The organism is Agromyces sp. NPDC058484 (assembly GCF_042720415.1).
In the GTDB taxonomy this organism is placed as follows: Bacteria; Actinomycetota; Actinomycetes; order Actinomycetales; family Microbacteriaceae; genus Agromyces.
The window spans coordinates 53796-73011 of sequence record NZ_JBHXMP010000005.1; the positions used below are offsets into that span (position 1 = coordinate 53796).

The window sequence follows — 19216 nt, forward strand, 5'->3', positions numbered from 1 at the left end:
GAAAGACCATGACCGACCACCCCGCAGACTCGATCCTCGTCCTCCTCGAGATCTCGCCGACCGGCGAGCTCGCCAAGAGCACGGCGGGCCTGCTCGGCGCGGCCTCGCTCATCGGCACGCCGGTCGCGCTCGCCGTCACCGGCCCGGGCCAGGCGCAGGCGCTCGCCGAGCAGGCCGCGGCGGCGGGCGCCGACAGGGTCCTCGTCGTCGAGACCGACTCGGCGCAGTCGCAGCTCACGGTTCCGCTGGTCGACGCGCTCGCCGCGGCAACCCTGGCCGTCGCACCTGACGCCGTGCTCATCTCGAACTCGATCGAGGGGCGGGATGTCGCGGGCCGCTTCGCAGCACGCACCAACGCCCCGATCGCGGTCGACGCGGTCGGCGTCTCGCGCGACGACGAGGGCATCGTCGCCCGCCACTCCGTCTACGGCGGCGCGTACAACGTCGAGTCGGCGCCGACCTTCGGACCGGTCGTCGTGACGGTTCGGCAAGGCGCCATCGAAGTGCGCGCCGAAGCCAAGCCCGTCGCCGTCGAGACGCTCGAGGTGGCGGCATCCGGCGCAGCGGCCGCGGCCATCGAGTCGTTCGAGGCCTCGACCGAGACTTCGAGCCGGCCCGAACTGCGCGGAGCGACCCGCGTCGTCTCTGGCGGCCGCGGCCTCGGCTCAGCTGAGAAGTTCGCGCTCGTCGAGGAGCTGGCCGACGCGCTCGGTGCCGCGATCGGCGCATCCCGGGCGGCCGTCGATGCCGGATACATCCCCGCGACCCACCAGGTCGGCCAGACGGGTGTCTCGGTGTCGCCGCAGTTGTATGTCGCGCTCGGCATATCCGGCGCCATCCAGCACAAAGCGGGCATGCAGACGGCCAAGAACATCATCGCGGTGAACAAGGACCCCGATGCGCCGATCTTCGAGGTCGCCGACTTCGGCGTCGTCGGCGACGTCTTCACCGTGGTGCCGCAATTGATCAGCGCGCTCGCCGAGCGGAAGAAGTGACCCGTGGCCACCTATTCGCGAACGCTGCGGAGAGGGCTGCCGCGCGAACCCGGCGGCGAGGCGTGGCCTCCGGCTGGAGACGCGCCCGTCGCGGTCGAAGAGGCCCCGGGTGCGTCGCGGGTGCCCGCTGCGGTGTCCGTCGTCGCTGAACCGACGGTCGAGATGACGGATGCCGCGGCACCGCAAGTTTCCGAACGCCCGACTGTCGCTGTCGCTGCCGCTGCCGATGCCGCTGGGCCTGCCCGGTCGATCCGGCGCGGCCTGCCCCGCGTTCCGGGCGGTGAGCCGTGGCCGGCCGCGGGCGCCGTGCCGAGCACGCCGGCTCCGGCCGCGGCTGCGCCGCCCACCGCCGGCGCGGCCGCCGCCCCTGCTGCCGCCGCGACTGCTGCCGCCGCGACTGCTGCCGCCGCGACTGCTGCCGCCGCGACTGCTGCTACCGCGGCAACTCCGGCCGCGACGGCCCCCTCCGCCTCGGTGCGAGCCGCGGCGACATCCGATCGTCCGCTCCGTCGCGGTCTGCCTCGCGTGAAGGGCGGCGAGCCGTGGCCGCAGGCGGGGTTCGCCCCGGCGCATCCAGTCGCGGCGATTGCTCCGGTCGTGGCCGCGACGCCCGAGGCCGCCGAGCAGGTCGAGGTCGTCGTGCAGGTCACGCCCGAGGCCGCCGAGCAGGTCGAAGTCGTCGAGCAGGTCGAGGCCGTCGAGCAGGTCGAGGTCGTCGAACAGCCCGCGCCCGCGGCATCCGCCCGCCCGGTGCAGCCGACCCGCCCCCGACCGGCGGCCGCGCGGCCCCGACCGGCACCCGCGCCGCCGCCGACGAAACCCGGACGCTTCGGCGACTACACCCCCGGGCAGCTGCTCGGGGCCGCCGTGGTCGGCGGGTTCGGGCTGTTGCTCGCGGCGACGGCGGCGGTGGTGGTCACGGCGTGGTTCATCGGCCTCCCCTTCATGCGGGACTTCCTCGCGGCCTACCCGGGCGAGTACGAACTGCCCGAGGGCGCGCCCGTGGGGATCCCGGCATGGCTCGGCTGGCAGCACTTCTTCAACGTGTTCCTGATCGTGCTGATCATCCGATCGGGGCTGCAGGTGCGCACCGAGAAGCGCCCGGCTGCATACTGGACCCCGCGCTGGTCGAAGACCCGCAAGATCAGCCTCGCGCTGTGGTTCCACCAGTCGCTCGACATCCTCTGGATCCTCAACGGCGTGGTCTTCGTCGTGCTGCTGTTCACGACGGGCCAGTGGATGAAGATCGTGCCGACGAGCTGGGAGGTCTTCCCGAACGCGATCTCGGCGGCGTTGCAGTACGTGTCGCTCGACTGGCCGACCGAGAACGGATGGGTGAACTACAACAGCCTGCAGCAGCTGACGTACTTCGCGACCGTGTTCCTCGCCGCGCCGCTCGCGATCATCACGGGCGTGCGCATGAGCGGCATCTGGCCGAAGAACGCGAAGACCCTGAACCGCGTCTACCCCGTGGAGTGGGCGCGTGCCGTGCATTTCCCGGTGATGCTCTACTTCGTGGCGTTCATCGTCGTGCATGTCGGCCTCGTGCTCGCGACCGGGGCACTGCGGAACCTCAACCACATGTACGCGTCGCAGGACGCCGTGAACTGGGTGGGGTTCTGGATCTTCGTCGCGTCGCTCGTCGTGATCGTCGCCGCGTGGGTCGCCGCCCGCCCGTCGGTGCTCGCCCCGATCGCCGGGCTCTTCGGCAAGGTCGGGCGGTAGCCCGAGACGCGAGCGCCCCCGCGACCCGGAGATCGCGGGGGCGCCGGCGCGCGACATCCGGTCAGGGATGCTGCGGCACGATGTCGAAGGCCACGCGGCCGTCGTCGGCGACCCGAGCGTCGAGCGTCTTGTCGTCGAGCGACTGCGCGGCGACCTCGCCGAGGTAGACGCGCGCGCCGTCCTGCTCCACGACGGCGTCGTGCTCCTCGGGCATGGGCACGATGGCGACGGCGTACTCCGTGCCGCCCGCGTCCTCGGCGTCGATGCGCAGTCCGGCCCCCTCGGGGCCACCCCGGCGGGAGACGATCTCCTTGACGACCGTGCTGGCGGTATCGGTCAGTGTGAGCATGCTGCTCCTCCTCTGCGATCACGAACGTCCCACCCTTCCGAACCCGCGACGGATCCGCCACCCCCTTGCGATCGGCGAGCGGATGCCGCACACTGGGCGACCCTCGGTCGCCCCCCGCGCCGCACGCAGCGGTGTTGCACGACGTTTCCACCGCAAGACGACCCTTCCGACGCATCGTGCGGCGGGAGAAGGGTCGTACGGTGTGATCGGTGACCCGGGGCGGCCGCTCGGTGACGACTCCCAGCACGTCGGTCTACCCTGAAGGGTGACTTCCGACGATCTTCCCGCCCCGGCCGCGGCTCCCGCAGAGCCCGCCGCGACGACGTTCTCCGACCTCGGCCTCGACGGCGCGGTGCTGAAGGCGCTCGACGACGTCGGCTACGAGACGCCCTCCGCGATCCAGGCGGCGACCATTCCGACGCTCCTCGACGGCCGCGACGTGGTAGGCCTCGCCCAGACCGGCACCGGGAAGACGGCGGCGTTCGCGCTCCCGATCCTCGCCCGGCTCGACACCTCGCAGAAGACCCCGCAAGCCCTCGTGCTCGCGCCCACCCGCGAGCTCGCGCTCCAGGTCTGCGAGGCGTTCGAGCGCTACGCCGCCCACCTGAAGAACGTGCACATCCTCCCCGTCTACGGCGGCCAGGGATACGGCGTGCAGCTCTCGGCGCTGCGTCGCGGCGTGCACATCGTCGTCGGCACGCCCGGCCGCATCATGGACCACCTCGACAAGGGCACGCTCGACCTCTCGGAGCTGAAGTACCTCGTGCTCGACGAGGCCGACGAGATGCTGAAGATGGGCTTCGCCGAAGACGTCGAGACGATCCTCGCCGACACCCCCGACGACAAGCAGGTCGCCCTGTTCTCGGCGACGATGCCGGCCGCGATCCGCCGGATGTCACAGCAGTACCTGCACGACCCCGAAGAGATCACGGTCAAGACGAAGACCCAGACCTCGGCGAACATCACCCAGCGCTACCTGGTCGTGTCGTACCAGCAGAAGGTCGACGCGCTCACCCGCATCCTCGAGGTCGAGAACTTCGAGGGCATGATCATCTTCGTCCGCACGAAGAACGTCACCGAGGAGCTCGCCGAGAAGCTCCGCGCCCGCGGCTACGAGGCCGCCGCGATCAACGGCGACATCGCGCAGGCGCAACGCGAGCGCACCGTGAACCAGCTGAAGTCGGGCAAGCTCGACATCCTGGTGGCCACGGATGTCGCAGCGCGCGGCCTCGACGTGGAGCGCATCAGCCACGTGGTGAACTTCGACATCCCGACCGACAGCGAGCCGTACGTGCACCGCATCGGACGCACGGGCCGGGCCGGCCGCACCGGCGACGCGATCAGCTTCGTCACCCCGCGCGAGCGCGGGCTGCTCGTTCGCATCGAGAAGGCCACGAAGCAACCGCTGACGCAGATGCAGCTGCCGAGCGTCGAGGACGTGAACGTCACCCGGCTCGCCCGCTTCGACGACCGCATCACCGCCGCGCTCGGGCAGTCCGACCGCATCGACGGATTCCGCGACATCATCGCCCACTACGTGCGCAACCACGACGTGCCCGAAACGGATGTCGCGGCCGCGCTCGCGGTCGTGGCCCAGGGCGAGTCGCCGCTGCTGCTCGAACCCGAGCCCGAGCGTCCGAAACGCGAGCGGTTCGACCGCGACGATCGACCGGGCCGGCCCGACCGGCGTGAGCGTGGCGAGGGCCAGGGCCGTGACGACCGGTACGACCGGGGCGATCGCCCCGAGCGTCGACGTCGCCCGGGCGGCATCCCGATGGCGACCTACCGGATCGCGGTGGGCAAGCGCCACAAGGTCGAACCCCGCCAGATAGTCGGCGCGCTCGCCAACGAGGGCGGCCTCAGCCGCGAGGATTTCGGCGCCATCCAGATCCGGCCCGAGTTCTCGCTCGTCGAGCTGCCTGCGGGCCTGCCGCGCGAGACGCTCGAGCGGCTCGACGGCACGCGCATCTCGGGGCGGCTGATCGAGCTGCGCCCCGACACGGGTGGGCCGGCGCGGCGGTCGGGCTCGAGTGCGCGTCAGGGTTCGGGCTCGGGCTCCGGCTCCGGATACGAGGACAGGCCCGCTCGGAAGCCGCGGCACAAGAACTGATCACGTCCGGTCAGGCTCCCTCGAGCGGAACGGGAGGCTGCCGACGCGTTCGGCTTCGTCACATGCCGCGTTCATGACGCGTTCAGACTCGCGTGATCGGCTAGTTTGAGCCCGACGCCCACGGGCGCGCGTCATCACCGAACGATGGGAACCCCAGTGACCATTCGAACGGCCGAGTATCCGCGGCCGGACCACTTCCTCCTCCACATCAGCGACACGCACCTGCTCGGAGGCGGTCGCCTGCTCTACGACCAGGTCGCGAGCGAGCGGCACCTGCGGGCGCTCTTCGACGAGTTCGAGGCATCCGGTACCCGGCCCGAGGCGATCGTCTTCACGGGCGACCTCGCCGATCGGGGCGAGCCCGACGCGTACGACCGCATCCGCCGCATCGTCGACCCCGTCGCCGAGCGCCTCGGCGCGCAGGTGATCTGGGTGATGGGCAACCACGACGACCGGGCGGCGTTCCGGCGCACGCTCCTCGGCGACCGGATGGGCGGGTACCGGCCCGTCGACCGCGTCGACGACGTCAACGGACTGCGGGTCATCACGCTCGACTCGACCGTGCCGGGGCACCACCATGGCGAGGTCGCCCCGGCCCAGCTCGACTGGCTCGCCGAGGAGCTCTCCATCCCCGCGCTGCACGGCACGATCCTCGCGATGCACCACCCGCCCGTGCCGAGCGTGCTCGACCTCGCCGCGTCGGTGGAGCTGCGCGACCAGGCCGGCTTCGCCGAGGTCGTCGAGGGCAGCGACATCCGCTCGATCATCGCCGGGCACCTGCACTACTCGTCGACCGCGATGTTCGCGGGCGTGCCCGTCTCGGTCGCGTCGGCGAGCTGCTACACGCAGGACCTCAATGTGCCGGTCGGCGGCACCCGCGGCCGCGACGGCGCACGCGCGTTCAACCTCGTGCACGTGTACCCGACGACCGTGCTGCACTCGGTCGTGCCGCTCGGGTCATTCCCCGCGCTCGACTGGATCGACGCCGACGAGAGCACGCGCCGCCTCGGCGCCGCCGGCGTCAGGATCGCGGATGCCACGACGCCGCCGGTTCCCAAGGAGCCGCCGTTCACCATGCCGATCCCGGTGCTCGCCTGATCGCCGGGCGGGTGCGTCAGGCGGTGAGATCGGGCATGGATGCCGCAGGCGGCATGAATCCGGGCGCAGTCGCGTCGCCCGCGGCATCCGTCGCCGGCTTCTCCCACGGCGCCGGGAACGGGAAGTAGCGCTCGAGGAAGTCGATGACGGCGGCCGTGCGCTCTTCGACGGAGAGCTCGGGAAAGCTGCCGTCGTTGAGGCAGAACATGTCCTGGTCGCGACGCTTCAGCAGCCGTCTCATCGCGGGCAGCGACGTGCGCAGCGTCGTCTCGATGTACTTGACGCGGGCGTCGGTCTGCACGACGGCCTTGCCGGTCAGCAGCCCGTAGTAGTGGTACAGCGAGTTCGTGACCGAGATGTCGGTGGCGGAGCGGAAGCGGCTCGCGGCCGTGCGGCGGAACTCGTCGGGGAACGCCGCCTCGAGCTCGGCCATGACGCTCGTGCGCAGCGGCGCGGCGCAGTGCTCGAGGTGCCGGGTCGTGACCTTGCCGAAGCGGTCGCGCAGGAGCGCCCGGTTCACCCGCGCCGCGTTCTCGAAGCCCGACCGGCCCGGATGCGTGTCGCCGAAGCCGATGCGGGTCGTCGCCTCGACGAACTTCGTGATGCCGCCGGGGGAGAAGAAGAGGTCGGGCGACACCGGCCGGCCGAAGAACATGTCGTCGTTCGAGTACAGGAAGTGCTCGGCGAGGCCCGGGATGTGGTGCAGCTGGCTCTCGACGGCGTGCGAGTTGTGCGTCGGCAGCACGGACGGGTCGGCGAACATCTGCTCGCTGGGCACGATGGTGACCTTCGGATGCCGCGCCAGCCAGCCGGGCGCCGGGGAGTCAGTGGCGATGAAGATGCGGCGCACCCACGGCGCGAACAGGTGCACCGACCGGAGCGCGTACTTCAGCTCGTCGATCTGGCGATAGCGCGCCTCGGAGTCGTCGCCCTCGCCGACGACGTAGCTCTGCATGCGCTTCGCCCGCTCCCGCACGAACTCGTCGCTCGAGCCGTCGACCCACGAGAAGACCAGGTCGATCTCGAAGTCGACATCGCTCGCGAGTGGGGCGAACATGTGCTCGAGGGTCGGCCAGTCCCGGCCGTGCAGGTGCACCGTGGCGTCGATCGCCTCGCCGCGGGGGAGGGTTCGTCGCATGAGCGCGTTCTCGAGCGGCGCCTCGATCGTGTCGTCGCCGAACCGCCAGAACTCGAGCTGCACGGCGGTCTCGCGGCCGTAGCGGAGTCGTCCGACGGGTTCGACGCGGGGGCGGTAGAGGCGCAGCGCACTCGCCTTGCGGTGCGCGGCGAGGCGCCCGTCGGCGAGCAGCACGGGGTGCGCATCCGCGGCGCGCTCGGGAGCGATCGTGGCCGAGTAGAACGGCTCGTTCGCGAACGTCTCGGCGAACGCCCGGGCCACCGCCTTGCGGTCGGCGCGGTCGACGGCGATCACGAGCCGGTGGTCGTTGCCGCGCACGAGCAGGTAGCCGATCCCGGCGGCGTCGAGCGCGTCGCCGATGGCGAGCAGGTCTTCGACCATCGACTCCTGCGGCGTCATGTGGCCGTTCCGCAGGGCGTACTGGCCCTTGCGAACGACGAGATCGTCGCGATCGAACCGCGCGGTGCGGGGCGGTGCCGCCACCAGCACGAGCTCCGAGGCATCCGCCAGGCGCATCGGCGGGGCCGGCACCGGCTCGCGCCTCGCGAAGGCGTGCCCGGTGTGGTCGTGTCGGTCGGCAGGTCGATCGCGGTCGGGACTCGTCACGGAAGAGTGGCCTCCAGGGGTCGGGGAGAGGGGGCGCCGCGGATGCTGCGACTGCTCCGATTCTACGGCCCGACGCCCTGCCCGACGCCCTGTCCGATGCCCGGTCAGGCGCCGGGCGGCTCGTCGGGCGGCGGCATGCTCCCGCTCGCCTCGGCGACGCCCTCCTCGCGGGCATGCACGAGCTTCAGTCCGATCACGCAACCGATGATGCCGGCCAGGAACAGCAGCTTCAGCACGCTCGCCGACTCGCCGCCGAAGACGATCGCATAGGCGACCGTGAGCACCGCGCCGAGGCCGGTCCACACGGCATAGGCGGTGCCGATCGGGATGCCGCGCATGGCGTAGGCGAGCCCCGCCATGCTGCCGAGAAGCGCGACGAAGAAGACGATCGTCGGCACGGTGACGGCGAAGCCGTCGGAGAGGCCGAGTGCGGTGGCCCAGACCGCCTCGAGCACGGCGCTCAGGATCAGGATCGGCCAGTGCATCACGACTCCCCGACGACCTTGAGCCCGACGACGCAGCCGATGATGCCGACCAGCAGCAGCACCTTCACGAGGCTCGCGCGCTCGCCGCCGAAGATCATGGCGTACGCCACCGTGAGCACGGCGCCGATGCCGACCCAGACCGCGTACGCGGTGCCCACCGGCAGGGTCGTCATCGCGAAGGCGAGCCCCGCCATGCTGAGCACGAGCGCGATCACGAAGATGACGGTCGGCCACAGCCGACGGAAGTTCTTCGACGCACCGAGCGCGGTGGCCCAGATCGCCTCGAGCACACCCGAGGCGATCAGGATGATCCAGTCCATGCGTCCTCCCGCCCCGTGGCGCCGGCCACCTGCCCAATCGTAGGTGCCACGGCGCATGACGCCGTGTGACGGCGGGTTCCGGCGTGTGACAGCGGCGGTCGCGGCATCCGCTCGCCCTTCCTATCGTCGAGGAGCGGGAGGTCGGAATGACACGACTCATCATCGGCGCCATGGTCAGGGCGATCGGCGCCTACCCTTCGGGGTGGCGTTACCCGGGCGCGCATCGCGACCCGCGCCGCGACGCCGTCGTGCTCCGGCGCACCGCGGAAGTAGCCGAAGCCGCCCGGCTCGACTTCCTCTTCTTCGGCGACTGGCTGGCCACCGGGCACGACCTGGAGTTCCGCGACCCCTACCTCGTCGCCCGCATCGACCCGCTGTCGGCCGTCACCTACCTCGCCGGCCTGACGCAGCGCATCGGCCTCATCGCGACCGCGAACACGAGCTACGCCGACCCGTACGCCCTCGCTCGCGCCACCGCCTCGGCCGACCTGCTGTCGGCCGGACGCGCGGGGCTGAACCTCGTGACCGGCGCCGAGCCGCGGGTGGCGGGCAATCACGGGCAGGACTTCCACGCGGTCAACGGGTCGCGCTACGACCGGGCGGTCGAGTTCGAGCACGTGCTGCGCCGTCTCTGGGACTCCTTCGAAGACGAGGCCATCGTCGCGGATGCCGCGGCCGGCGTCTACCTCGACCCGGCCCGCCTGCACGCCACCGACTTCCACGGCGCGCACCTCAGCGTGTCGGGCCCGCTCAACGTGCCGCGACCGGTGCAGGGACACCTCCCGCTCGTGCACGCGGGAACCTCTCCGCGCTCCCGCCTGTTCGCCGCCCAGAGCGCCGACCTCGCGCTCGTCGCCGTGAACGGTCTCGAGCACGCCGTGGCCATCCGCGAGGAGCTGCGATCGCTCGCGTTCGAGTCGGGCCGCGACGACCGAACCCTCAAGGTCATCGTGCCGGTGCTGCCGATCGTCGGGGAGACGCGCGAGCACGCCCAGTCGATCGCCGACGAGCTCAGCGAGCTCGTGCAGATCGCCGAGGACTGGCCCGACGGCCCGCCCGCCGCGTTCCCCGAGAACCGGTCGCTCACGCAGCTGTCGACGCTCGTGGGGCTGGATGTCTCCGGGCTCTCGCCCGACCGCGCCGTCACGCCGTCGCTCGTCCCCCGGTTCAGCGCCGCCGGCCAGGAGCTCGTCGAGATCGTCGCCGAGCGCACCGGCCGGAGCCCCGCGGGCGAGCGTCCGCCGACGCTGCGGCATCTCGTGGTCGCGGCATCCGTGAACGCATCGATGGTCGTGGGGTCGGCGGTCGAGGTGGCCGCCGAGTTCGAGGCGTGGGGCGAGGCCGGCGCGGTCGACGGATTCAACGTGCTCTCCGCGGTGCAGCCCGCCCAGTTCGAGGCCTTCGCGCGCGGGGTCGTACCCGAGCTGCAGCGCCGCGGCGTGTTCCCCACGGCGTACGAGGGCGAGACGCTGCGCGACCACCTCGGGCTCGGGCGCCCCGAGAACGTGCACGCGGGCTCGCGGATCGCGGAGGCCACCTCGTGACGCGCGTGCTCGCGGCGGCGGGCGCGCAGCAGGCGGATGCCGCGGCCGCACCCGCGGGGCCGGGCGCCCCGCTCGCCCTGTGCGCCCCGCTCGCCGCCCTCGCCGACGCGGGACTCGAGGTGCCCGTGCTGGGCGGCGGCGTCGTGCGGCACGTGAACCTCGACGTCGCGGCATCCGCGCCGGCGCTCGACTCGGTCGTCGCGCACGTCGCCCGCCTGCTCCCGTACTACGCGAGCGTGCATCGCGGCAGCGGATACCCGTCGCAGGCGATCACCGCCCTCGTCGACGAGGCCCGTGCCACGGTCGCCGGGCATGTGGGCGCCCGCGACGACGACCTCGTCGTGTTCACCCGCAACACGACCGATGCGCTCAACCTGCTCGCGAGCGCCGTGCCCGGCGAGACGGTGGTGCTCGACATCGAGCACCACGCCAACCTGCTGCCGTGGCGGGAACGCCGCGTGGTCGCCGGCCGGGCGACGATCGCCGCGACCCTCGAGGCGCTCGATGCCGAGCTCGCCGCCCGGCCCGCGGCGCTCCTCTCGGTGACGGGTGCGTCCAACGTGACGGGCGAGGTGCTCCCGATCGACCGGATCGCCCGTCTCGCGCACGCGCACGGCGCACGGATCGCGGTGGATGCCGCACAGCTCCTGCCGCACCGGCGCGTCGACCTCGCGGCATCCGATCTCGACTACCTCGCGTTCTCGGGGCACAAGGCGTACGCGCCGTTCGGCGCCGGCGCCCTCGTCGGGCGCGCGGACTGGCTCGACGAGGCACCGCCCCACCTGGCCGGCGGGGGAGCCGTCGGGGCCGTGGGGATCGGCGGGGTCGACTGGAAGCGCGGCGCCGACCGCCACGAGGCCGGCACCCCGAACGTCGTCGGCATCGCCGCGCTCGCCCGCGCCCTCGCCGAGCTCGAGCGCCTCGGCGACGAGTGCCGGCGCGAGCACGAGCGGGCGCTCACCGAGCGGCTGCACCGAGGGCTCGCCGCCCTGCGTGGCGTTCGTGTCATCCGTGGATTCGATGACGCGGACGACCGGCTGGGCATCGCGACCGTCGAGCTCGAGCGAGGCTCCGTCGGGCTCCTTGCCGCAGCGCTCGCCGCCGAGCACGGCATCTCGGTGCGGGCCGGGCGGTTCTGCGCGCACCCGTTCTTCGATCGCGTCGCGCGACGGTCGAACGGCCTCCGTGCGAGCCTGGGCGCCGGATCCTCCGCCGACGATGTCGACCGCTTCCTCGACGCGCTCGCGCGACTCGTCGCCGACGGCCCGGCTCACGCCTACGAGCGCACGCCTGGCGGCTGGTGTCCGCGCGTCGACGACCGGCCCCGGCCGGAGATCGACTGACGAGGCCGGCGGGCCGTTCGCTACCATGGCGGTCATGCGCGTGCGGAGACTCGCCCTCACGATCACCGCCCTCGCGGCAGCATCCGGTCTGCTCGGCGGCTGCGCGGTCAACGAGCAGGGTCAGGGGCAGAGCAACCTGAAGGGCACGCTCGACGGCGCGGGCTCTTCGGCCCAGGGTGCGGCGCAGGACGCGTGGATCGCCGGGTTCCAGCGCGCGAACGGCAGCGTCACCGTGAACTACGATCCGGCCGGCTCCGGTGCCGGCCGCGAGCAGTTCATCGTGGGCGCGGTCGGCTACGCGGGCAGCGACACGGCGCTCAGCATCGAGGAGACGAGCGGCACCCTCGCCCGCTGCACCGAAGGCTCCGGCGCGATCGACCTGCCCGTCTACCTCTCGCCGATCGTGCTCGCGTTCAACGTCGACGGCGTCGACCGGCTGCAGCTCGACGCGGCATCCGTCGCCGGCATCTTCTCGGGTGCGATCGAGCGCTGGAACGACCCAGGCCTCGTGCGCCTCAACCCCGGCGCGAGCCTGCCCGACGCCCGGATCACCCCCGTGCACCGTTCCGACGACTCGGGCACGACCGAGAACTTCACCGAGTACCTCGCCGAGGCGGCGCCCGAGCGGTGGCCGACCGAGCCCGACGACGCGTTCCCGTTCGAGGGCGAGGCGGCACAGGGCAACTCCGGCGTCGCCGCGGTCATCCGCGACGGGGTGAACGTGATCGGCTACCTCGACGGCTCGCGTTCCGAAGGGCTCGACGTCGCGGCCCTCGTCGTGGGCGACGACGTGGTCGAGCCCGACGCGCAGTCGGCGGCGGCAGTCGTCGACGTCTCGCCGATGGAGCCGGACCGTGCCGACGACGACCTCGTCATCGACATCGACCGGGCGACGCGCGAGCCCGGTGTCTACCCGCTCGTGCTCGTCAGCTACCTCATCACATGCCGCGAGTACGCGAACCCGGGCGAGGGCGAGCTCGTGCGCGGCTACCTGCAGTGGGTCGCGAGCGCCGAGGGGCAGGATGCCGCGGCCGAAGACGCCGGGTCCGCGCCGATCTCCGACTCGCTGCGCGAGCGGGTGCAGGCCGCCGTCGACGGCATCGGCTGAGCGGCATCCGATCGGACGCGACCATTCCCATGGGGGCGCGCATGCGCGACACTTGGCGCATGGGATCAGCGTCGATGGCCACCGGATCGCGGGTCGCCCGACCATAGGTCAGCCCGTGACCGACGAGATCGAACTCGAAGCCAGGGCCGCCGAGCTCCGGCGACTGGTCTACGGCACCCCGCACGGTCACGAGTCGGATGCCGTGGCCGAACTGGTCGCCGTCGAGCTGGAGCTCGCGCGGCTTCGGGCGACGCCCGAGACCGCGGCGGAACCTTCGGAGGATGCGCGTGCCGCGGCGGACACGGTCGATGCCGAGTTCGCCGTCGATGCGGCGATTCCGGGGCGGCTCCGACGACGTCGACGGCTCGCCCTCGCCGGGGGTGCGCTCCTCCTGGTCGGCGCCGCAGTCGCCGTCGCGCTCGGCCGCACGTCCGAGCTCATCGACCCGCCGCGAGGCCTCGAGGTGTTCGAGCGTGCCCGCGGCGACGCCGATGCGGGCCCGCGTGGATTCGTGGCTGTGCTGGACACGGACGCCGTCGCGACCCTCCGCAGCATCGGACGCGCGGTCGGACACGACGTGTGGGTCTTCCGCGACGACGGCGATGTCTGCATGATCGCACAGCGCCGGAACTGGAGCGGCTGGGGCGCGAACTGCGTGAGCGAGACGGAGTTCGGCGACGGCGGCATCCGTCAGTTCATCCCCTACGACGAGTTCGACGGTCGCGAGCGGCCCGCCGACCTCGACCCGGCGAGCGCCGTCGAGTTGACCTGGGACGACGGCTCCGCCGAGGTCGAGTGGTCGGTCGTGCCACTGTCGAACGCTTCGATCGACGACGTCCGGGTGTGGGGGCCGACATCCGCCGAGGGAGGGTTGGCGCCCATGACCTATGAGGAGTGGTCGTCGACCCGCCTCGCCGAGCGCCCCGACGGTTCGTAGACTGGGGGAGTCGCACACGGGAGGGGATGCATGCAGCCGATGGTGGAGAGCGACATCCGTGCGTCATTCGGCAATGCGAGCGACACCGAGCTCGCGCAGCTGTCGCTGCCCCACGATTTCGCGCTCACCGAGTGGCTGTACCTCGACGCGTTCGCCTGGCGTGATCCCCGCATCGCGGCTCGCGGCTACCTCGTGACCGAACTCGGGGGCGAGCCCACCGGCGTCGTGCTGCGGGCAGCCGGTGCGAACGGTTCGCGCCACCGCGCGGCGATCTGCAACCTCTGCCACACCCAGCAGCCGGGCGATCAGGTGGTGCTGTTCTCGGCGCGACGGGCGGGCCCTGCCGGCGACCGCGGCGACAGCGTCGGCACCTACATGTGCAGTGATCTCGCGTGCCAGGAGACCGTGCGGCTCGGGCGGCCCGCGGCGCCGTCGGAGGTGCTGCCGAGCGTGCACGAGCTCGAGCGCATCGAGGGGCTCGCGCGTCGAACGAAGGCGTTCGTCGTCGATGTGCTCGGCGGGGCCTGAGCGAGCGGATGTCCCGGGGTGCGCGCCAGCGCACGGCCGCGGGTGCGCGTCAGCGCGCGGCATCCGGCGCGAGCGGCTCCAGTGTCGGTCGTTTCGCGGTGCGGCCGTCGCCCGACGAGCGGCCGGTGAGGCGCCGCCCGATCCACGGCAGCACGAACTCGCGGTAGTACGCGGCGGTGCTGCGGCTCCGCGTCCCGGCGGGCGCGGCGGCCACCTCGGCGACACCCCACTCGTCGGGCACGTCGACGCCGAGCGCGGTGAGCACGTTGCTCGCGACCCGCGCATGCCCGAGCGAGTTGAGATGCAGCTTGTCGGGCGACCAGTAGCGGATGTCGCGGAGCCCGCGGTCGTTGAAGTTGTCGACGAACGTGACCCCGTCGAGCTCGGCGAGGTCGTCGAGGGCGGCGGTGAGCCGCACCCCGCGCGCGTCGAAGACCCTGCCGAGCGGCAGGTGATCGGTGGGGTTCGCACCGCTCAACATGAGCACGTGGATTCCGGCACCGCGGATGCGGTGCACCGCCTCGCGGAAGCGCTCGGCGACACGAACCTCCGGCATGCGCGGACGCAGCATGTCGTTGCCGCCGCCGTTGAAACTGATCACCTCGGGGCGGAGCGCGATCGCCGCCTCGAGCTGCTCATCGATGATCGGCCCGAGCTTGCGCCCGCGGTTCGCGAGATTCGCATAGCCGATCGGCTCCCTCGCCGCCGCGGCGAGCCCCAGAGCGACGAAGTCCGCCCAGCCGCGCACCGAACCGTTCGGCAGGTCGTCGCCGATTCCCTCGGTGAAGCTGTCTCCGATGGCCGCGTAGGAGTGGAACATCCCTCAACGGTAGCGCGCGCCTCGGCACGGCTGGTGGAGCGACGGAGGCCGCGGCATCCGCTCGGAGACCTACGCCCTCTGGGTCAGCTGGACTCGTGCGCGTGTTCGAGCTCGCAGTCGGCGCCCGGGTAGAGCAGCGTCTCGTGCCCGTCGTCGAAGCGGACGAAGTACGGCGGGCCGCCGTCGGCCCCTCGAACCTCGAGCACCTCTCCGTGCCGGTCGGCTTGGCCGACCTGCTTGCCGTGGATGACCAGTCGATCGCCGACCGCTGCCTGCATCGTGTCCCCTCTCGCCTGCCCCCAGCGTACGCCCGGGGTCGGCGAGGCGGAAGGTCGCGTGATCGGTCGTCGCCCCAGACCGTCGCCCTCGCGCTCAACAACCGCCCTCGCAAGATCCTCGTCTGGCGCACCCCGGCCGAAGTATTCGAATGCGTATACCGCCTCGGTAGGCCGCTCGATCAGGATGCTCAGATGCCGGGACTCGAACGCCGCCACTCGACGGACGTACTGCGTGAGGTGGTTCCGGCTACACCTCGGCCAGCCAGGCCCGGATGACCGAGATGATCGCGTCGCGCTCGCCGTCGAGTTCAGCAGCGGCCGGCAGCGCGAGGCTCGCCCGGATGTTCGAGTGCCACGTCAGCAGGCCGCCGGGGTCGCCTGAGAACGACGGCGCGGCATCCCTGTCTTCCGCGCGCTCGGTGCCGAAGTGCAGGATGAGCCGCACCGGACCTTTGCCGGCTGCGTTGATCGTGAGCCGGTCGACGCCGTCCTGCGTGTAGTCGGGCGAGTTCCATTTGACGATCTCGGTCAGCCCCGGCTCGGCCTCGTGCACGAGCGCGCGCAGCGATTCGACGTCGGCGCGCCGTTGCGGCTGTTGCGCGGTGAGGAACTCGTCGACGGTGGCGAAGCGCTCAGGCATAGGGCGAGACTACTGCGTCACCCTCGCAACGCTCAGGATGATCCTTCGTAGCGCGCGGCGGTCGCGGCGGCACGGTTGCGCAGGGAGGTGCGCAACGACGGCGGCGTCAGGGCTTCCGCGTCCGTGCTGAGCTGCCACAGCGCCCATTCGGCGTGTCGTGAATCTTGGAAGGTCACCTCCAGCCGCAGCCAGCCGTCGGCGTCGGGCGCTTCGGCGCGGACGGCCAGGGCAGTGCTCACCAGCTCCTCCCGCCGTGCCGGGTCCACCCGTACCAGCACGGCGACCTGGTCGCCGCCGGTTCGGAACCGCGTGCTGCGTTCCTGCCAGATCCGGTCGAGGTCGACCGTGTCGGGTCGCTGTGCGGGTTCGGCGAGTTCCTCGGCATCCAGGATTCGGGAGAGCCGGTAGGTGCGATCCGCGCCGGATGTCATGGCCAGCAGGTAGCCCGTGTCGCGCACGGTGACCAGGCCGATCGGGTCCACCGTGCGCCAACTCGGGGCACGGTCCACCGCCGCGTAGTGGATGCGCAGCTTGTTTCCGGCGAGCACCGCGCGCCGGACCTCGATCATGATGGTGTCGGATACGTCCTCGGCGACCCGTCGGCGTGAGAGCAGGTCCGTCTCGGGGTCGACGAGGAATCGCCGGGCCGCGTCACTCGCGGCGGCGCGGTGGTTCTCGGGCAACGCGTCGACCACCTTCCGCACGGCCGAAGCGAGCGCCGAGCCGAGCCCGAATACCTGCTCGCCACGCCCCGATCCGGCGGTCAGCAGGGCAAGGGCCTCGTCGTGGTTCAGTCCGGTGAGCTCGGTGCGGAACCCCGGCAGCAACGCGAACCCGCCATGCCGGCCGCGTTCGGCGTAGACCGGGACGCCTGCCGTGGACAGTGCTTCGATGTCGCGCAGCACGGTGCGCGTGGAAACCTCCAGCTCGCGGGCCAGCGTGTCGGCGGTCAGCCGACCGCGCTGGCGCAGCAGCAGCACCAGCGAGACCAGGCGGTCGGCGCGCATACGAGAACGTTATCGGAATACATGACCAAGGATGTCGTGATTTGTTGGGAGGCTCGTTCATACGACGTCGAAGACGGCCGCTATCGAGCCGATCGACGTACGTGCTCGCAATGATTCGAATGGAGTGGATGTGACAATCGAACGAACGGCGGTCAACCCGGCGACGTGGTCGGTGGAGATGGGATTCAACCAGGGTGAGGTCGTCGCCGGGCACACCCGGACCCTGTACTGCTCCGGGCAGACCGCGATGAGCGACGATGGCAGGCCCCAACACGACGGTGACATGGCGGCGCAGCTGGCGCTCTGCCTCGACAATCTGGAGTCCGTGCTCGGCGAGGCCGGCATGTCGCTGGCCGACCTCGTCCGGCTCAACGTCTACACCACCGATGTCGATGCGCTGTTCCCGCACTACGGCGTGCTGGCGTCGCGGCTCGGTGCCGTCGGGGCGGCTCCGCCCACCACGATGCTCGGGGTGACGCGGTTGGCGATTCCGGGCCAGATGGTCGAACTCGAGGGGACCGCCGTCGCGTAATGCGACCAGCGGGCGTGCGCGCGCGATCTCGATGAGCTGACGGGTCAGCGTTCGGCGGAGACATCCGCAAGACCTGCTGCATGGCACCCGCAGCGTCAGCCCACCGCGAGCAGCGCCGCCCACAGGTCGGCGCGCGCGTGGAAGCCCGAGAGGTCGCGAGCGAGGAGGCGCTCGGCAAGGGCCACCCGGCCGCGCACGGTGTGTCGATGCACGCCCAGGGCCTGCGCGGTCGCGTCGTACTGACCGCCGTGCTCGAGCCAGGCGCGGATCGTCTCGACGAGCGCGGTGCCGTTCGCGGTGTCGTGCTCGGTGAGCGGGGCGAGGGTCGCCAGGGCGACGGCACGCGCGTCGGTGCGGGCGAGGAACGCCAGCACGCCCTGCCGGCTGATCTCGTCGAAGCGCACGACGCCCGCCCCGGTCTCGCGGGCTCGCTCGAGGGCGCGCAGCGCCTGCTCGTGGGCGAGCGGGATGCCGGCTGCCGTCACCGCGTCGGAGAGGCCGACGGGAAGCTCGAACTCGGCGGCGACCTCCTCGGCGAGCGCGGTGTCGGCCTCCTCGAGCACGATCACGACCGTGTCCTCGTCGCGGCCGAAGAAGAGCCGGCCCCCGCGTTCCTCCACCCGGAGTTCGAGCAACTCGGTGAGACGGTCGACGTGGAGGGCAGGGGCATCCGTCACCGCGATGCGAAGCGGAGCAGACGGCAACGGGCCCCACATCTCGCCCGCGACCCGCTCGGCGAGCGAGGTGTCGCCCGAGAGGATGCCGCTGAGCAGGCCGGTGCGCAGGTGCCCGCGTGCACGGTCGAGGTCGCGGTTCTGCTCGAGGGCGAGACCCGCGAGGGCGATGACGGATGTCACGACCTCGCGTCCGGCCTGGTCGAGTTCGGCGGAGTCGCCGATCGCGAGCACCCCGCGCAGCGCGCCGCCCGAGCCGAGCGTCTGCAGGGTGAATCGCTGCGGGCTTCCGACGGATTCGCCGGCGACGAGGGTGCGGCTCGCGCGCTGGCCTCGGCGGAGCATCGACCGCGCCTCGCCGACGACCTCCCCGAGGGCGGGCTGGCCGAGGCCGCCGCCGGGCGCTTCGCGATCGAGCGCGCCCGACGCGTCGACGAGGCCGACCCACGAGCCGATGCGGTGCGAGAGTTCGCCGAGCGTTGCCGAGAGGCCGTCGGGACGAAGCGCGGCGAGCGAGATGGCGCGCTGCGCGGCGAGGGCCCAGGTGTGGCGGGCGTAGGCGTCTTCGGCGAGGAGATCGGCGACCAGGCGCACGATGGCGATGAACGGCACCCGGTACGGCACCTCGAAGAGCGGGAGGCCCTGGCCCGCGCACGCGTCGACGAGCGCGCCCGGCGTGCCCGCCCGGATCACCTCGGTGCCGAAGCCGAGCGCTGCGATGCCCGTCTCGCGCAGTCGCCGCACGTAGTCGGCGGCGAATGCGGGGTCGGCGTCGGGCTCGAACTGCGTGCCGGTCGTGAGCAGCACGTGTCCCGCGTCGAGGAACGGGGTCGGATCGGCGAGGTCGGAGCTGTGCGCCCAGGCGACGTTCGCGGCGAGCGCCCCGTCGGGCATCGCGTCGGCCGGGGTGAGCAGGGTGAGGGCGAGCTCGGGGCGGTCGAGCAGGGTCTGCACGGTGGGCTGCATCTGCGGTCTCCTC

19 protein-coding genes are annotated in these 19216 nt (G+C 71.9%); 10 read left to right on the top strand and 9 right to left on the bottom strand.

Annotation, left to right across the window (positions count from 1 at the left end):
- Positions 1-8 precede the first annotated feature (8 nt).
- Together ACFWN7_RS05800 and ACFWN7_RS05805 are read left to right on the top strand one after the other, a co-directional pair.
- A complete protein-coding gene (locus tag ACFWN7_RS05800; RefSeq protein ID WP_376937791.1) occupies positions 9-995 on the top strand; it encodes an electron transfer flavoprotein subunit alpha/FixB family protein in 987 nt (328 codons plus the stop codon).
- A 3-nt stretch (positions 996-998) separates the two neighbouring features.
- Entirely contained in the window at positions 999-2720 is a 1722-nt protein-coding gene (locus tag ACFWN7_RS05805) for a cytochrome b/b6 domain-containing protein (protein ID WP_376937792.1), read from the top strand.
- 61 nt (positions 2721-2781) lie between these two features.
- Here the strand turns inward: ACFWN7_RS05805 and ACFWN7_RS05810 are convergent, their stop codons facing one another.
- Positions 2782-3069, bottom strand: coding sequence for a HesB/IscA family protein (locus ACFWN7_RS05810; protein ID WP_376937793.1), 288 nt, complete (start codon positions 3067-3069; stop codon positions 2782-2784).
- Positions 3070-3334: 265 nt separating this feature from the next.
- On the opposite strand from ACFWN7_RS05810, the gene ACFWN7_RS05815 reads away from it, so the two are divergent.
- Complete coding sequence (locus ACFWN7_RS05815; protein WP_376937794.1) at positions 3335-5179, top strand: DEAD/DEAH box helicase; 1845 nt, start codon at positions 3335-3337, stop codon at positions 5177-5179.
- Positions 5180-5335: 156 nt separating this feature from the next.
- Positions 5336-6277 (top strand): phosphodiesterase, encoded by a 942-nt coding sequence (locus tag ACFWN7_RS05820; RefSeq protein WP_376937795.1) that lies wholly within the window; start codon positions 5336-5338, stop codon positions 6275-6277.
- Positions 6278-6293: 16 nt separating this feature from the next.
- Here the strand turns inward: ACFWN7_RS05820 and ACFWN7_RS05825 are convergent, their stop codons facing one another.
- The 3 genes from ACFWN7_RS05825 to ACFWN7_RS05835 all read right to left on the bottom strand — a co-directional run bounded on the left by ACFWN7_RS05825 (position 6294) and on the right by ACFWN7_RS05835 (position 8826).
- A complete protein-coding gene (locus ACFWN7_RS05825; protein WP_376937921.1) occupies positions 6294-7931 on the bottom strand; it encodes a stealth family protein in 1638 nt (545 codons plus the stop codon).
- Positions 7932-8125: 194 nt separating this feature from the next.
- Positions 8126-8506 carry a DMT family transporter gene (locus ACFWN7_RS05830; RefSeq protein ID WP_376937796.1) on the bottom strand — a complete coding sequence of 127 codons (381 nt, stop codon included), beginning with the start codon at positions 8504-8506 and terminating at the stop codon, positions 8126-8128.
- Positions 8506-8826 carry a DMT family transporter gene (locus ACFWN7_RS05835; RefSeq protein ID WP_376937797.1) on the bottom strand — a complete coding sequence of 107 codons (321 nt, stop codon included), beginning with the start codon at positions 8824-8826 and terminating at the stop codon, positions 8506-8508. Before ACFWN7_RS05835 ends, ACFWN7_RS05830 begins: the two co-directional genes overlap by 1 nt.
- Before the next feature lie 146 nt (positions 8827-8972).
- Between ACFWN7_RS05835 and ACFWN7_RS05840 the strand changes: the two genes are divergently transcribed.
- The 5 genes from ACFWN7_RS05840 (at position 8973) to ACFWN7_RS05860 (ending at position 14286) form a co-directional block, all read left to right on the top strand.
- Positions 8973-10370, top strand: a complete 1398-nt coding sequence (locus tag ACFWN7_RS05840) for an NtaA/DmoA family FMN-dependent monooxygenase (RefSeq protein WP_376937798.1) — start codon at positions 8973-8975, stop codon at positions 10368-10370.
- Positions 10367-11713: an aminotransferase class V-fold PLP-dependent enzyme gene (locus ACFWN7_RS05845; RefSeq protein ID WP_376937799.1), complete on the top strand. Its 1347-nt coding sequence runs from the start codon at positions 10367-10369 to the stop codon at positions 11711-11713. The genes ACFWN7_RS05840 and ACFWN7_RS05845 overlap by 4 nt, the downstream gene beginning before the upstream one ends.
- A 34-nt stretch (positions 11714-11747) precedes the next feature.
- A complete protein-coding gene (locus tag ACFWN7_RS05850; protein WP_376937800.1) occupies positions 11748-12821 on the top strand; it encodes a phosphate ABC transporter substrate-binding protein PstS in 1074 nt (357 codons plus the stop codon).
- A gap of 115 nt (positions 12822-12936) precedes the next feature.
- Positions 12937-13758 carry a hypothetical protein gene (locus ACFWN7_RS05855; RefSeq protein ID WP_376937801.1) on the top strand — a complete coding sequence of 274 codons (822 nt, stop codon included), beginning with the start codon at positions 12937-12939 and terminating at the stop codon, positions 13756-13758.
- 30 nt (positions 13759-13788) lie between these two features.
- Complete coding sequence (locus ACFWN7_RS05860) at positions 13789-14286, top strand: FBP domain-containing protein (protein WP_376937802.1); 498 nt, start codon at positions 13789-13791, stop codon at positions 14284-14286.
- A gap of 49 nt (positions 14287-14335) precedes the next feature.
- On the opposite strand, the gene ACFWN7_RS05865 is transcribed toward ACFWN7_RS05860, so the two are convergent.
- The 4 genes from ACFWN7_RS05865 to ACFWN7_RS05880 form a co-directional block, all read right to left on the bottom strand.
- Positions 14336-15106 carry an SGNH/GDSL hydrolase family protein gene (locus tag ACFWN7_RS05865; RefSeq protein WP_376937803.1) on the bottom strand — a complete coding sequence of 257 codons (771 nt, stop codon included), beginning with the start codon at positions 15104-15106 and terminating at the stop codon, positions 14336-14338.
- An 83-nt stretch (positions 15107-15189) separates the two neighbouring features.
- A complete protein-coding gene (locus tag ACFWN7_RS05870; protein WP_376937804.1) occupies positions 15190-15384 on the bottom strand; it encodes a DUF1918 domain-containing protein in 195 nt (64 codons plus the stop codon).
- A gap of 247 nt (positions 15385-15631) precedes the next feature.
- Positions 15632-16024 (bottom strand): DUF1801 domain-containing protein, encoded by a 393-nt coding sequence (locus ACFWN7_RS05875; RefSeq protein WP_376937806.1) that lies wholly within the window; start codon positions 16022-16024, stop codon positions 15632-15634.
- Between the two features lie 32 nt (positions 16025-16056).
- Positions 16057-17031, bottom strand: a complete 975-nt coding sequence (locus ACFWN7_RS05880; protein WP_376937807.1) for a helix-turn-helix transcriptional regulator — start codon at positions 17029-17031, stop codon at positions 16057-16059.
- Between the two features lie 136 nt (positions 17032-17167).
- Between ACFWN7_RS05880 and ACFWN7_RS05885 the strand changes: the two genes are divergently transcribed.
- Positions 17168-17563 carry a RidA family protein gene (locus ACFWN7_RS05885; protein WP_376937922.1) on the top strand — a complete coding sequence of 132 codons (396 nt, stop codon included), beginning with the start codon at positions 17168-17170 and terminating at the stop codon, positions 17561-17563.
- A 95-nt stretch (positions 17564-17658) separates the two neighbouring features.
- On the opposite strand, the gene ACFWN7_RS05890 is transcribed toward ACFWN7_RS05885, so the two are convergent.
- Positions 17659-19203: a PucR family transcriptional regulator gene (locus ACFWN7_RS05890; RefSeq protein ID WP_376937808.1), complete on the bottom strand. Its 1545-nt coding sequence runs from the start codon at positions 19201-19203 to the stop codon at positions 17659-17661.
- Between the last annotated feature and the right edge of the window lie 13 nt (positions 19204-19216).

Bases quoted from the DNA above. Each gene is read 5' to 3' on its own strand.
- ACFWN7_RS05850 (WP_376937800.1), top strand. From the start codon at position 11,748: ATGCGCGTGCGGAGACTCGCCCTCACGATCACCGCCCTCGCGGCAGCA.
- ACFWN7_RS05800 (WP_376937791.1), top strand. From the start codon at position 9: ATGACCGACCACCCCGCAGACTCGATCCTCGTCCTCCTCGAGATCTCG.
- ACFWN7_RS05865 (WP_376937803.1), bottom strand. From the start codon at position 15,106: ATGTTCCACTCCTACGCGGCCATCGGAGACAGCTTCACCGAGGGAATC.
- ACFWN7_RS05840 (WP_376937798.1), top strand. From the start codon at position 8,973: ATGACACGACTCATCATCGGCGCCATGGTCAGGGCGATCGGCGCCTAC.
- ACFWN7_RS05875 (WP_376937806.1), bottom strand. From the start codon at position 16,024: ATGCCTGAGCGCTTCGCCACCGTCGACGAGTTCCTCACCGCGCAACAG.
- ACFWN7_RS05810 (WP_376937793.1), bottom strand. From the start codon at position 3,069: ATGCTCACACTGACCGATACCGCCAGCACGGTCGTCAAGGAGATCGTC.
- ACFWN7_RS05860 (WP_376937802.1), top strand. From the start codon at position 13,789: ATGCAGCCGATGGTGGAGAGCGACATCCGTGCGTCATTCGGCAATGCG.
- ACFWN7_RS05890 (WP_376937808.1), bottom strand. From the start codon at position 19,203: ATGCAGCCCACCGTGCAGACCCTGCTCGACCGCCCCGAGCTCGCCCTC.
- ACFWN7_RS05825 (WP_376937921.1), bottom strand. From the start codon at position 7,931: ATGCGCCTGGCGGATGCCTCGGAGCTCGTGCTGGTGGCGGCACCGCCC.
- ACFWN7_RS05880 (WP_376937807.1), bottom strand. From the start codon at position 17,031: ATGCGCGCCGACCGCCTGGTCTCGCTGGTGCTGCTGCTGCGCCAGCGC.
- ACFWN7_RS05835 (WP_376937797.1), bottom strand. From the start codon at position 8,826: ATGGACTGGATCATCCTGATCGCCTCGGGTGTGCTCGAGGCGATCTGG.
- ACFWN7_RS05830 (WP_376937796.1), bottom strand. From the start codon at position 8,506: ATGCACTGGCCGATCCTGATCCTGAGCGCCGTGCTCGAGGCGGTCTGG.
- ACFWN7_RS05870 (WP_376937804.1), bottom strand. From the start codon at position 15,384: ATGCAGGCAGCGGTCGGCGATCGACTGGTCATCCACGGCAAGCAGGTC.